Source organism: Agrobacterium sp. 22-221-1, from assembly GCF_053522445.1.
This window is the reverse complement of the sequence record NZ_JBNWCL010000003.1, coordinates 303880-317373: the sequence shown is the minus strand read 5'-3', so window position 1 is coordinate 317373 and position 13494 is coordinate 303880. Positions and strand designations below refer to the sequence as shown.

At 61.8% G+C, this 13494-nt stretch carries 13 protein-coding genes; 11 read left to right on the top strand and 2 right to left on the bottom strand.

Annotated elements, in window-relative coordinates:
* Positions 1-142 precede the first annotated feature (142 nt).
* The 7 genes from ACQZ5N_RS07185 to ACQZ5N_RS07155 all read left to right on the top strand — a co-directional run bounded on the left by ACQZ5N_RS07185 (position 143) and on the right by ACQZ5N_RS07155 (position 5472).
* Positions 143-976 (top strand): SDR family oxidoreductase, encoded by an 834-nt coding sequence (locus tag ACQZ5N_RS07185; RefSeq protein ID WP_448732515.1) that lies wholly within the window; start codon positions 143-145, stop codon positions 974-976.
* Positions 977-992: 16 nt separating this feature from the next.
* A complete protein-coding gene (locus tag ACQZ5N_RS07180) occupies positions 993-1190 on the top strand; it encodes a twin transmembrane helix small protein (RefSeq protein WP_003520830.1) in 198 nt (65 codons plus the stop codon).
* A gap of 1 nt (position 1191) precedes the next feature.
* Complete coding sequence (locus ACQZ5N_RS07175) at positions 1192-1770, top strand: cob(I)yrinic acid a,c-diamide adenosyltransferase (protein ID WP_448732514.1); 579 nt, start codon at positions 1192-1194, stop codon at positions 1768-1770.
* A gap of 32 nt (positions 1771-1802) precedes the next feature.
* Positions 1803-2576, top strand: a complete 774-nt coding sequence (locus ACQZ5N_RS07170; protein ID WP_448732513.1) for a rhomboid family intramembrane serine protease — start codon at positions 1803-1805, stop codon at positions 2574-2576.
* Positions 2577-2760: 184 nt separating this feature from the next.
* Positions 2761-3507: an electron transfer flavoprotein subunit beta/FixA family protein gene (locus ACQZ5N_RS07165; protein WP_020012152.1), complete on the top strand. Its 747-nt coding sequence runs from the start codon at positions 2761-2763 to the stop codon at positions 3505-3507.
* A 25-nt stretch (positions 3508-3532) separates the two neighbouring features.
* Complete coding sequence (locus ACQZ5N_RS07160) at positions 3533-4474, top strand: electron transfer flavoprotein subunit alpha/FixB family protein (protein WP_304983710.1); 942 nt, start codon at positions 3533-3535, stop codon at positions 4472-4474.
* A gap of 116 nt (positions 4475-4590) precedes the next feature.
* Positions 4591-5472: a 3-hydroxybutyryl-CoA dehydrogenase gene (locus ACQZ5N_RS07155; protein ID WP_003523331.1), complete on the top strand. Its 882-nt coding sequence runs from the start codon at positions 4591-4593 to the stop codon at positions 5470-5472.
* Positions 5473-5490: 18 nt separating this feature from the next.
* On the opposite strand, the gene ACQZ5N_RS07150 is transcribed toward ACQZ5N_RS07155, so the two are convergent.
* The gene (locus ACQZ5N_RS07150) at positions 5491-6738 is read right to left on the bottom strand and encodes an MgtC/SapB family protein (protein WP_448732512.1); all 1248 of its coding nucleotides are present in this window, start codon (positions 6736-6738) and stop codon (positions 5491-5493) included.
* A 136-nt stretch (positions 6739-6874) separates the two neighbouring features.
* Positions 6875-7543, bottom strand: coding sequence for a thiol:disulfide interchange protein TlpA (gene tlpA, locus ACQZ5N_RS07145; RefSeq protein ID WP_448732511.1), 669 nt, complete (start codon positions 7541-7543; stop codon positions 6875-6877).
* A 24-nt stretch (positions 7544-7567) separates the two neighbouring features.
* Here tlpA and argH point away from each other — a divergent pair, with 24 nt between their 5' ends.
* From argH to ACQZ5N_RS07125, 4 genes are all read left to right on the top strand, one after another.
* Complete coding sequence (argH, locus tag ACQZ5N_RS07140; protein ID WP_448732510.1) at positions 7568-8968, top strand: argininosuccinate lyase; 1401 nt, start codon at positions 7568-7570, stop codon at positions 8966-8968.
* 94 nt (positions 8969-9062) lie between these two features.
* Positions 9063-9266: an LPS translocon maturation chaperone LptM gene (lptM, locus tag ACQZ5N_RS07135; RefSeq protein ID WP_003497438.1), complete on the top strand. Its 204-nt coding sequence runs from the start codon at positions 9063-9065 to the stop codon at positions 9264-9266.
* A 13-nt stretch (positions 9267-9279) separates the two neighbouring features.
* On the top strand, positions 9280-10548 hold the full coding sequence (gene lysA, locus ACQZ5N_RS07130; RefSeq protein WP_448732509.1) for a diaminopimelate decarboxylase: 1269 nt from the start codon (positions 9280-9282) through the stop codon (positions 10546-10548).
* Between the two features lie 178 nt (positions 10549-10726).
* Positions 10727-13417: a TIGR02302 family protein gene (locus ACQZ5N_RS07125; RefSeq protein WP_448732508.1), complete on the top strand. Its 2691-nt coding sequence runs from the start codon at positions 10727-10729 to the stop codon at positions 13415-13417.
* Positions 13418-13494: the final 77 nt, after the last annotated feature.

The window sequence follows — 13494 nt, the reverse complement described above, 5'->3', positions numbered from 1 at the left end:
AGCCGAATATGGGAAATCAGCTTCGCTTTGTACAGCGCGCAAGCTGGCCTTTCGGTTCCAGAAGGGCACGGATTTCGCGCGATCGGATTTTAACGGGCCGGGCAATCGGGCCAGAGCAACAGTCAGTTTCCCGGAGCGGCAAATGTCTGAAAAACCCGTCATCATCATCACCGGATGCTCCTCGGGCATCGGCGCCCATTGCGCCGGCGCGCTCCACCGGGACGGCTGGCGGGTTTTCGCCACCGTGCGGCGCATCGCCGACATGGCGGCGCTTGAAAACCAGGGCATCGAGACCCTGATCATGGATTACACCAAGCCGGAAACCATCGCCGCGCTGGTGGACACTGTCGCCGCCCGGACGGGCGGCCGCATCGATGCGCTTTTCAACAACGGCGCCTATGGCCAGCCGGGCGCGGTGGAGGATTTGCCCGTCGAGGCGCTGCGGGCACAGTTCGAAACCAATGTCTTCGGCTGGCACGATCTGACGCGGCGGGTCATTCCCTTCATGCGCGCCCGGGGTGCGGGGCGCATCGTGCATTGCTCCTCCATCCTCGGCCTTGTGCCTTATCGTTATCGCGGCGCTTACACCGCCTCGAAATTCGCCCTCGAGGGGCTGGGCGTCACGCTGCGCATGGAGCTTCAGGGCAGCGGCATCCATGTCAGCCTGATCGAACCGGGGCCGATCACCTCCAAATTCACCGCGACGGCACTTGCCCATATCAACGACCACATCGATCTCGAAAATTCCGCCCATGCGGCGGAATATAAACGCCAGTTGGCGCGCATGGATGGTTCCGGCCCCGTCAACCGCCACAAGCTTGGTCCGGACGCCGTTTATGCCGTGTTGAAACATGCCCTGACGGCCAAAAGGCCGAAACCGCATTATCCCGTTACCGTGCCGGCCAAACAGGGGCTTGTGCTGAAACGGCTCTTGCCTGCCGGACTTTTCTATCGTCTGCTGCGCAGATTCGATTGAGGAGGAGTAATACCGCATGTCCGGCTTCACCACCGTTCTGGCCCTTATCGTCATGGGCCTCGTCGTCATCGTGCTGATACGCGGCCTCTTCAACATGCTGAAGGGACAGGACGCCAACCGCTCCAACAAGCTGATGCAGCTTCGCCTGCTTTTGCAGGCTGTGGCGATTGTGCTGATCATGTTCACCCTCTGGCTCACCGGCGGTGGCCGCTGACATGGTGAAGCTGAACAAGATCTACACCCGTACCGGCGACAAGGGCACCACGGCGCTGGTTTCCGGCCCGCGCCGCCTGAAGCACGATCTTCGTGTCGAGGCCTATGGCACGGTGGACGAGACCAATTCGGCCATCGGCGTCGCGCGGCTTCATACGGGCGGGATGGAAAAGCTGGATGCCATGCTTTTCCGCATCCAGAACGATCTTTTCGATCTCGGCGCCGATCTCGCCACGCCGGATAGCGGCGAACCGCTTTCCTATGAGCCGCTGCGCATCGTCGAAAGCCAGGTCACGCGGCTGGAAAACGAAATCGACGATCTCAATGCCGCCCTTGAACCACTGACCTCCTTCGTGTTGCCGGGCGGCAGCGCTGCGGCGGCCAGTCTGCATATGGCGCGCACCGTCTGCCGGCGCGCGGAAAGACTGATGGTGGAACTCTCCGTCACTGAGAATGAGATCGTCAGCCCGGCGGCGCTGAAATATGCCAACCGCCTGTCCGACTTCCTGTTCGTCGCCGCCCGCTTCGCCAATGATGCCGGCCAGCCCGATATATTGTGGGTTCCCGGCAAGAACCGCTAAAGCGTTTCAATGACGCAACCAAAGGGCGTTCGATGTTCATACCGCTGCACGATGCGAATTCCCTCAAACATATCCGGCTGCAATATGTCACCATCGGCCTGATCGTGGTCAATGTGCTGGTCTGGCTGTTTACCGGGGTGCTGGCCAGCGACACACAAGCCAATGCCGCAGCGCTCGGCCTCGGTTTCATTCCGGCAGTGGTGTTCGACTACGCCTATCTGGAACCCGCCCTGCAGGTCGTGCCCGATGACCTGACCGTCGTCACCTATGCTTTCCTGCATCTCGATTTCTGGCATCTGGCCGGCAATATGCTGTTTCTCTGGGTCTTCGGCGACAATGTCGAGGATGCGCTCGGCCATTTCCGTTTCCTGATTTTCTACATCGCCTGCGCCATCGCCGGCGCGCTGTTTCACGGTTTCGTCGCCCCCACCTCGGAGGGGCCGCTGATCGGCGCTTCGGGTGCGGTCTCCGGCGTCGTCGCGGCCTATTTCCTGCTGCATCCCAGGGTGCGCGTCTGGGTGCTGGTTCTCATGCGCATTCCGCTTCCTTTGCCCGCCTTCATTCCGCTGGCGCTGTGGATCGGCCAGCAGTTCCTGATGCTGGCGCTCGGGTTCGAGGAAAACGTTTCCTGGGGCGCGCATGTGGGTGGCATCATGGCGGGCGCAATCATGGTGATCTTCATGCGCAGGCGGGGCGTTCCCCTGTTTGATCGCACCATTGTTCCGCCGAGGGCGGCACAGTTCAAGAATCCGTCGCAAACGGCGGGGTTGTCGCAAATCGAACGGGGCTATGACGGGAGCAGATGAGCTCTTGCGAAAGAGATAGAGTATTTACGTGAACGTCAACGTAAGATATGCCTTACGTGCATGTGATAATGAAGATTGCTCCGTTGTAATTGCGGGAAAAATGCTTATCCATGTCGCCAACCTGTTTTTGGAGGTCCGCGCGGTCAACTGGCCAAAGCGGACAGGAGTTTGAGGAAAGCCGCCGATGAAGATCCTTGTCCCCGTCAAACGAGTCGTCGATTACAACGTTAAGATCCGCGTAAAATCGGATGGTTCAGGCGTTGAGCTTGCGAATGTGAAGATGTCGATGAACCCGTTCGACGAAATCTCGGTGGAAGAGGCGCTGCGCCTGAAGGAAGCCGGCAAGGCCGAAGAGGTTGTGGTCGTCTCCATCGGCCCGGCCAAGGCGGAAGAAACGCTGCGCACCGCGCTCGCCATGGGCGCCGACCGCGCCATTCTGATCGAGACCGACGAGACGGTCGAGCCGCTCGCCGTCGCCAAGCTTCTGAAGGGCGTTGCCGAGGCTGAGCAGCCCGGCCTCGTGATCGTCGGCAAGCAGGCGATCGATGACGATTCGAACCAGACCGGCCAGATGCTGGCAGCATTGCTTGGCTGGGGCCAGGGCACCTTCGCCTCCAAGGTCGTACCGTCCGACGGCAAGGTCGCAGTCACCCGTGAAGTCGATGGCGGTCTGCAGACGGTGGAGCTGAAGCTTCCCGCCGTCGTCACCACCGATCTTCGTCTCAATGAGCCGCGTTATGCATCGCTGCCGAACATCATGAAGGCGAAGAAGAAGCCGCTCGACAAAAAGTCGCCGGCCGATTTCGGCGTCGACGTTTCGCCGCGCCTGAAGGTGCTGAAGACCGAAGAGCCGGCAGGCCGCAAGGCCGGCATCAAGGTCGGCTCGGTTGCCGAACTGGTCGAAAAGCTCAAAGCCGACGGCGTCCTCTAAGGTTTCGGAAAAGGGAGATATTCTCATGGCCATTCTTCTTCTGGCAGAACACGACAACGCAACCCTTTCCGACCTGACGGCAAAGACGCTGACGGCGGCAACGCAGATTGCCAAGGGGACGGGAAGCGACGTCCATGTGCTGGTCGCCGGTTCCGGCGCCAAGGGTGCCGCTGACGCTGCCGCGAAACTCTCCGGCGTATCCAAGGTGCTGCTCGCCGACGACGCCTCCTATGCCAATGCCCTGGCAGAACCGCTGGCGGCGCTGATCGTTTCGCTCGCCCCTTCCTATGACGTCATCATCGCGCCGGCGACCGCCTCGGCCAAGAACGTGACGCCGCGCGTTGCGGCGCTTCTCGATGTGGCGCAGGTCTCGGAAATCATCGAGGTCGTCAGCCCTGACACCTTCAAGCGGCCGATCTATGCCGGCAACGCCATCCAGACGGTGCAGGCGACCGATGCGAAGAAGGTCATCACCGTGCGTCCGACCGCCTTTGCGGCGGCGGCCGAAGGCGGTTCGGCAGCAGTTGAAACCATCGGTGCGGCCGCAAACCCCGGCCTTTCCAGCTTCGTCTCCGATGCACTGGCGTCGTCCGACCGTCCGGAACTGACATCGGCCAAGATCATCATCTCGGGTGGCCGTGCGCTCGGTTCGTCGGAGAAGTTCAGGCAAGTCATCCTTCCCGTCGCCGACAAGCTGGGTGCCGCCGTCGGCGCCAGCCGTGCGGCTGTCGATGCCGGTTATGCACCGAACGACTGGCAGGTGGGCCAGACCGGCAAGGTGGTTGCGCCGCAGCTTTACATCGCCGCCGGCATCTCGGGTGCAATCCAGCACCTGGCCGGCATGAAGGATTCGAAGGTCATCGTCGCCATCAACAAGGACGAGGAAGCGCCGATCTTCCAGGTGGCCGACTACGGCCTGGTCGCAGACCTGTTCGAGGCGCTGCCCGAACTCGAGAAGGCGCTGTAGTTTAAGCATAAATTGGAGGCGGCGCGTTTTTTAAACGCGCCGCCTTCTCTTTTTCGGCGATATGCGTAACATCGCCGGCAATAACGCAGACAAAATCCCTGAGAGGAGACCAGCCTATGACCGCCCCCTTTAAGAACATCGGTGTCATTGGAGCCGGTCAAATGGGATGCGGCATTGCGCATGTCTCCGCCATTGCCGGCTACAAGGTCCACATTTACGATCTTTCCAAGGAAGGCATCGAGGCCGGTCTTGCCACGATCAACGGCAATCTCGCCCGCCAGGTCACCAACGGCAAGCTTTCCGACGACGCCCGCAAGCAGGCGCTGGCGCTCATCAGCGGTTCGACCGACATCAACGATCTGGCGGCCATGGATCTCGTCATCGAGGCCGCGACGGAAAACGAGGAAATCAAGCGCAAGATTTATGCGCAGGTCTGCCCGATCCTGAAGCCCGAGGCGCTGCTCGCCACCAATACCTCGTCGCTCTCCATCACCCGGCTTGCATCCGCCACCGACCGTCCCGAACAGTTCATGGGCATCCACTTCATGAATCCGGTTCCGGTGATGAAGCTGGTGGAACTGGTGCGCGGCATCGCCACCAATGAAAAGACCTTCGACGCGGCCAAGGACTATGTGCGGACGCTGGAAAAGGCGATCACCGTCGCCGAGGATTTCCCGGCCTTCATCGTCAACCGCATCCTGCTGCCGATGATCAACGAGGCGATCTATACGCTTTATGAAGGCGTCGGCTCGGTGGAAGCTATCGACACCGCCATGCGGCTCGGCGCCAACCACCCGATGGGACCGCTGCAGCTTGCCGATTTCATCGGTCTCGACACCTGTTTGTCGATCATGCAGGTGCTGCATGACGGCCTCTCCGACAGCAAATACCGCCCCTGCCCGCTGCTGGTCAAATATGTCGAGGCCGGCTGGCTCGGCCGCAAATCCGGTCGCGGCTTCTACGACTATCGCGGCGAGACGCCGGTTCCAACGCGCTGAACCCCTTCACCTGAATCCTCAGGCAATGACCAGATAAATGATCGCTCCGACGCCGGCGGCGGCGACGGATGCGGCCGTGAGCAACCCGCAATAAACGAGCGTTCCGGAAACGGCGGCGACGAATACGCGCCCTACCGCGTTGGCGGCGAGTGCAGCGAGGATCGCGCTCGCCACGATATCCGGCGACAGATTCTGTGCGCTGGTTCGCAACGCACTGAGAACCGCGACATCGGCATCGAATATGGCCGACAAGGCCGTGAGGGCGATGAAGCCGCCCGCGCCGATCCAGACGAGAAGAACAGCATTCAGCGTTCTCGTCGCGGCAAAGAGCGTGGCGAAGATGGCAAGCGGCACCAGTTCGAACGGGTTCTTTGCGTCGATTTCCTGCCCGGGCTGCATATCCTGCAGCCTTATCAGGCCGGCGCCGCTCAACCCGAGAACCAGTGCAGCGGCCAGTACGGCCGGTGCGATAAGGGAAAATGTCGTCAGCGAAAGGGCAAGAACGATAACGAGAACCCGGAGCAGCGATACCGCCGCGGCCAGCGCCGCCACACCGGCCAGAGGCCACACGTTTTCACCGCTTTTCGCCTTCTGCCCGAAACTGGCGGTTACGGCGGTCGATGAAACGAGGGCGCCCGCCAGCCCGGTCACCAGCAGGCCACGGGTTGAGCCGAGGAGGCGCACGGCAATATAACCGCAATAGGAAATCGTGGCGCTGATCACGGTGAACAACCATATTTCCCAAGGGTTGAAGCCGCCCCACGGATCGATCGTCCGGTTCGGAAGGATCGACAGGCCAACGGCGGTCATCACGGCAAGCACCAGCGCGGAGCGCAGTTCGATCCATGTCAGCCGTTTCAGCAGGCGGTGGAGAACCTCCCTGCCAGCGAGCAATGCCGCAAGCGCAGCACCACCGGCCGCCGCCGCCTGATATTGCGCCGTTACCGCAAGCCCGCCGAGGGCAAAGACGCAGAGCGCCGCAACCACGCCGGTGACACTGAAATCATTGTCATGGCGCGCCTCGCGCAGCTTGAACCATGAAAAACTGAATGCGAACCCCAGAAAACCCGCCGCGAAGGCGAAGGCGCTGTTCTGCTCGGCGGCCAATACGCCGAAGACGCCACCCAGCAGGCCGGCAATGCCATAGGTCCTGATCCCGGCGGTGCGGCTGCCCGCCGGCGCATCGCGCTCCCGCCAGCCGCGCTCAAGACCGACAAGCAGGCCGATAGCGAGGGCAAGACCAAGCCGGGGAATAAGCAACTCCATATCGGCACCCATTCATGGCGGAAGCCAAGATCATTATACGAGGCGGGTACGGGCTTGTCTGCACCGGCCCGTCCGCTGGAAAGGTCGGCTTTGCAGGCGGTTGCGGCTCACAGCCCTCAATGTCCAGCCGCCGGCATTATTTTCCGGTGGCAGCGGTCACCAGCGCCTTGGCATCCCCGCTGTCCCACGCCGCCGGGCCGTTCATGGCCGCAAGCAGGCAGCCGTTTTCGTCCAGCAGCAGGGTTGCCGGCAGGCCGAAGGCGAGGCCTTCCTTTTTCAGCACGTTGAAGACGCCCATGGAACTGTCGCGGTAGTGCTTCAGGGCATCGATCTTGTATTCTTCCATGAAGGCTTTCGGTTTTTCATCCGCGCCGGTATCGATATTGACGGCCACGACCTCGAAAGCGTTACCGCCCTTTTCCTTTTCAAGCGCGTTCAGCGCCGGCATCTCTTCGCGGCAGGGCACGCACCATGTGGCCCAGAGGTTGAGCAGAACCGCCTTGCCCTTGAGATCGGCAAGCGTCATGTCCTGCGCCTCCGGCCCCTTGAAGGAGAGAGGAATGATGCGCGGCTTGTCCGTGGCCGACATGGCCGCCACCTGCCCCTTCAGAAACGGCTTCAGCGAGGCGATGCGCTTCGCCGCCCCCTCACATAAACCGGCGTCAGTCACCGCTGCCCCTTGAACCGGGCTCTCAGACCCAATATGCCTGAACCAGACCGCGCCCGCGCCGCTTAAGACACCGGCTACGGCAGCAATTGCAACCAACTTGGCGGAAGGAAGCCTGAACGGCCTTTTTTCTGTCATCGAATACTCCAGGGCACTGCGAACATGGCTGACGGCACAGATCAGAAATCCTCCAACCAGATGTGGGGCGGGCGTTTCGCTTCCGGGCCATCTGCCATCATGGAAGAGATAAATGCCTCCATCGGCTTCGACAAGAAGCTTTACGCCCAGGATATCCGCGGCTCTATGGCGCATGCCGCCATGCTGGCATCTAAAGGCATTATTTCGCCGGAAGATAAAGACAAGATCACCGATGGCCTGAACACGATCCTGTCAGAGATCGAATCCGGCAGCTTCGAATTCTCGCGCAAGCTCGAAGACATTCACATGAACATCGAAGCGCGGCTTGCAACGCTGATCGGCCCCGCCGCCGGCCGCCTGCACACCGCCCGCTCGCGCAACGACCAGGTGGCGCTCGATTTTCGCCTGTGGGTCAAGGAAGAATTGCAAAAGACGGAGGGCATGTTGACCGCCCTCATCGCCGCCTTCCTCGACCGCGCCGAAGAAAATGCCGATACGGTCATGCCGGGCTTCACCCATCTGCAAACCGCCCAGCCCGTCACCTTCGGCCATCATTGCATGGCCTATGTGGAAATGTTCGGCCGTGACCGCGCCCGCGTGCGTCACGCCATCGAGCACATGGACGAAAGCCCGATCGGCGCGGCCGCACTCGCCGGCACTGGCTACCCCATCGACCGTCATATGACGGCGAAGGCACTCGGCTTCCGCGAGCCGACCCGCAATTCCATCGACACCGTCTCCGACCGCGATTTCGCGCTGGAATTCCTGTCTATCGCTTCCATCTGCGCCACGCATCTGTCGCGCCTCGCGGAAGAAATCGTCATCTGGTCGACGCCGCAATTCGGTTTCATACGCCTGTCGGATGCCTTTTCCACCGGCTCCTCGATCATGCCGCAGAAGAAGAACCCGGACGCCGCCGAGCTGGTGCGCGCCAAGACCGGCCGCATCAACGGCTCGCTGATCGCTCTTCTGACGGTCATGAAGGGCCTGCCGCTCGCCTATTCCAAGGACATGCAGGAAGACAAGGAACAGGTTTTCGATGCCGCCGAGAGCCTGGAACTGGCGATTGCCGCCATGACCGGCATGATCCGCGACCTTGAAGTGCGCAAGGACCGCATGCGCGCCGCCGCCGGTTCAGGCTATTCCACCGCCACCGATCTTGCCGATTGGCTGGTGCGCGAAGCGGGCCTGCCCTTCCGCGATGCCCATCATGTGACCGGCAATGCCGTGGCGCTGGCGGAAAAGAAGGGCTGCGATCTTGCCGATCTTTCGCTTGAGGAATTGCAGGCCATCTACCCCGGCATCACCAAGGGTGTTTTCGACGTTCTTTCCGTCGAGGCATCGGTCGCCAGCCGTACCAGCTTCGGCGGCACGGCCCCTTCCGAAGTGAAGAAGCAGATCGCCTGGTGGCGCGGACGCAACTGATAAAATCGCGTTACGCTGCGATCACAAGAAACAGGGTGCACAAGCGCCCTGTTTTTCGTTATCAGAGAGGCACATATTTCCTTTGGACAGGCCCATGCTTTCAAAAACCGCGCGCAAACTTATCGTTCCCATCGGCATGACGCTCGCCGTCAGCCTTGTTCTCAGCGCCTGTGGGCGTAAGGGCGACATCGACCCGCCGAGCACGCCGGTCGAAATGCGCAACAAGCGCAATGCCGACGGAACGGAGACAAAGCCGGCGACGGCGGAACGGCCGTTCATTCTCGACAAGCTTCTCTGACGGATAAAAGCCTGTGAACCATTTCGGCTATATCGACGGCGTGCTGCACGCCGAAAACGTGCCCGTGCCTGAGATCGCCAAGGCGGTCGGCACGCCTTTCTACGTCTATTCGACCGCGACGCTGGAACGCCACTACAAGGTGTTTTCCGGCGCCTTTGCGGATGTGGACGCTATGGTCTGTTACGCCATGAAGGCCAATTCCAACCAGGCGGTTTTGAAGACGCTGGCAAAGCTCGGTGCGGGCATCGACGTCGTCTCGGGCGGCGAATTGCGCCGTGCGCTTGCAGCCGGCGTTCCGGCAAGCCGCATCATGTTTTCCGGCGTCGGCAAGACGGTTGCGGAAATGGATTACGCGCTGGAAGCCGGCATCTACTGTTTCAACATCGAATCCGAGCCGGAACTGGAAGTCCTCAACCTGCGCGCCGTGAAAGTGGGCAAGCGGGCGCATGTCTCCTTCCGCATCAATCCGGATGTGGATGCGCGCACCCACGCCAAGATTTCCACCGGCAAGAAAGAAAACAAGTTCGGCATTTCCTATGAGCGCGCCCGCGCGGTCTATGCCCATGCCGCCACCCTGCCCGGCATCGAAGTCACCGGCATCGATATGCATATCGGCAGCCAGATCACCGAATTGCAGCCTTTCGAGGATGCCTTCCGGCTGCTGCGCGAACTTGTCGAGGCGCTGCGCGGCGACGGCCACACGATCAGCCACGTCGATATTGGCGGCGGTCTCGGCATCCCCTATCGCGATGACAACAATCCGCCGCCGCTGCCGGATGCCTATGCCCATATCGTCAAGAACGAGCTGAAGAGCCTCAACTGCAAGATCGTCACCGAGCCGGGCCGCCTGATCGTCGGCAATGCCGGCATTCTGGTGACCGAAGTGATCTATGTGAAGGACGGCGGCGAAAAGACCTTCGTTATCGTCGACGGCGCGATGAACGACCTCATCCGCCCGACGCTTTATGAGGCCTATCACGGCATCCGCCCGGTGGTGCAGCCGGCAGAGAACACGCCGCGCATCAAGGCCGATATCGTCGGCCCCGTTTGCGAGACCGGCGACTATCTGGCGCTCGACCGCGAGATGGCTGCGCCGCAGCCGGGCGATCTGATCGCCGTCAGTTCCGCCGGTGCTTATGGCGCGGTGCAGGCCGGCACCTACAACTCGCGCCTGCTGGTGCCGGAAGTGCTGGTGAAGGATGACAAGTTCCACGTCATTCGCCCGCGCGGCACCTATGAAGAGTTGATCGCGCTCGATTCCGTGCCCGCCTGGCTCGATTGATCTCGCCTGCATCACCGGTTGGCCGATCACAATCAAGCGAAGCTGCCTAAAAAATGGGGGTGAGGGCTTGGGCGCCCTCGTCTTCGCCACAAAGAATGTTATCCTTGCTCCGTGACATGAAACAGCTCGCCGTTCCGGGAATGGCGTTCGACGTGGCCAGAACCGGGAGAACGGATTGATGACCACAGCCGGAGAGGACAGGACAGGCAGAAAGCGCCCGACCGGCGCATTCGCGCAGCGGCCGGACCTTGCCCGCCGGGTTGCCGCCAAGCGCTTCTTCGCGAAAATTGTGCTGCTTTCGGAGAAAATTGCGCCGAAAACGCTCTGGCCGCTCTCCATCGCCGCCGTGTTTCTGGCGCTTGCATGGTTCGGCCTCTACCGGCAGATGCCGGATTTCCTGCGGCTCGGCGTTGTTTTCGTGCTCGTCTTCTCCTTCATCGCCACTCTCCTGCCAATCGTGCGGCAGAAATGGCCGACGGACCACGATGCATCCCGCCTGCTTGAAGACCGCAACGGTCTCGCGCACCAGCCGGTTGGCGTGCAGGAGGACGAACCGGCCTTCGATACGCCTTTTTCCCGAACGCTGTGGAAAGAACACCAGATCCGCATGGCGGAGCGCATCGCCGCGCTGAATGCCGGCCTGCCGAAACCCGATATCGCCCGTTATGACCGCCTTGCGCTGCGCGCCGTTCCGGCCCTTCTTCTCGCCGCCGCCTTCGGTTTTTCCTATTCCAACGGCGCGGGCACGATTGCCGATGCCTTCCGCAGCCGGCCGGCTGTCGGTCCGCTCAATCCGGATATCCGTCTCGATGCCTGGGTCACGCCGCCATCCTATACCGGCCGCGCGCCGATTTTCCTGACCGGACGCGACGCAACCAACCGTGACGCGGTTTCCGTGCCGCAATCCTCCAAGCTGACGATCCGCATGACCGGCGGCGATGGCGGCGAGGAAGTGACTTTCGAGCCTGAAATGGCAGGCGCGCTGCAAAAGCTTGCGCCGGAAGCGGCGCGTGCCGATAGCGCAAGCGGCGATATCGCCGTTCAAACGCCGGTTCGTTCGGCGGATCAGCCCGTCGCGCCGCGCACTTTCGCCATGGATGTTACCGAAAGCGGCATGATTACCGCCAATGGCGAACAATGGGTGTTCAACGTCATCCCCGACCAACCGCCCAGCATCGCCTTCGACAACATGCCGCGCCGGGCCGTCAATGGCGCGCTGGAAGTGGGCTTTACCGCCAAGGACGATTATGGGCTGAAGGAAGCCCACGCCATCATCGAGCCGATTGGCGTTGCGGAAGGTGCGACCGCGCTTTATCCGCCGCCGGAATTCAAGCTCGATCTGCCGCGGCAGAACAATCGCGAGATCAAGGGCCTCACCAGCCACAACCTGACCGAACATCCGATGGCGGGAAAACGCGTGCGCATCACGCTGGTGGCGACGGACGGCGCCGGCCAGACCGGCCGCAGCCCCGCGCATGAAATGGTGCTGCCGGGCCGTAATTTCTCCGAACCGCTGGCCGCCTCCATTGCCGAGCAACGGCAGATATTCTCGCTCGACACGCGCCAGATGCCGAAGGCGATCGCCTATAACGACGCGGTGGGCCTGCGCCCGGAAGAGACCATTCCCAACACCACCCATTATCTCCTGCTGCAATCGGCGCAGACCCGCATGCGGCTCGCCTATAATGAGGAGATGCTGAAGGACACGGCCGATTATCTCTGGGAAATCGCGCTCGGCATCGAGGACGGCGATCTTTCGCAGGCCGAAAGACGCCTGCGCGATGCGCAGAATGCGCTTTCCGAAGCGCTTCAGCGCAATGCGTCCGATGAGGAAATTGCCAAGCTGATGCAGGAACTGCGGGAAGCCATGCAGCAGTTCATGAGCGAGCTTGCGCAGCGCATGCAGAATGCGCCGCAGGCCAACATGAACAGCCAGGCACAGAACGTGCTGCGTCAGCGCGATCTGGAAAACATGATGAACCAGATCGAAAACCTCGCCCGCTCCGGCAACCGCGACGCGGCGCAGGAAATGCTCTCGCAGCTGCAGCGCATGATGAACAATCTGCAGGCAGGCAGGCCGCAGCGTCAGGGCCAGCAGGGGCAGCAGCAGAGCAGCAAGATGCGCCAGCAGATCGACAAGCTGGGCGAAATCCTGCAGCAACAGCAGAAGTTGATGGACGAGACCTTCAAGCTGGATCAGGCGCTGCGCGACCGCATGCAGCGCGGCGACCCGCAGCAGGGCGGTGAAGACGAACAGCAGATGGGTGAAAACGGCCAGCAGCCGCAAGAGGGGCAGCAGGGCCAACAGGGTGAGAACGGACAGCAGGGCGGGCAGCCAAGCGACCAGATGACCGCCGAACAATTGCGCGAGGCGCTGAAAAACCTGCGGACGCAGCAGGATGCGCTCGGCAAGCAGCTCGGCGAATTGCAGCAGGGGCTGCGCGATCTCGGCATGGAACCGGGCGAAAACTTCGGCAAGGCGCAGCAGGAAATGCAAGGCGCCGGCGAGGCGCTGGGCAAGGGCCAGGGCGAGCAGGCCGTCGAAGGTCAGGGCAATGCGCTGAATGCGCTGCGCCAGGGCGCACAGGACATGATGGGCCAGATCATGCAGGCCATGCGCCAGCAGGGCCAGCAGCCGGGACAGGGTCAGGAAGGCATGGCAGGCCAGGGCGGCCAGAACGGCCGCGACCCGCTCGGCCGTCCGCGCAGCACCACCGGCCCGGATTTCGGCGATCAGGTGAAGGTGCCCGATGAAATCGACGTGCAGCGCGCGCGCGAAATCCTCGAGGCGATCCGCGAGAAGCTCGGCAACAATCCGCCCGGTGAGATCGAGCGGCGTTATCTGGAGCGGTTGCTGGATATACAGTGAGGATCGGAAGCCATTCACGGCGAGCCGGCCCTTCACTTTAATCTCGCAGCTTTCCGGAAAAGCCGGCAGCGGGAAAT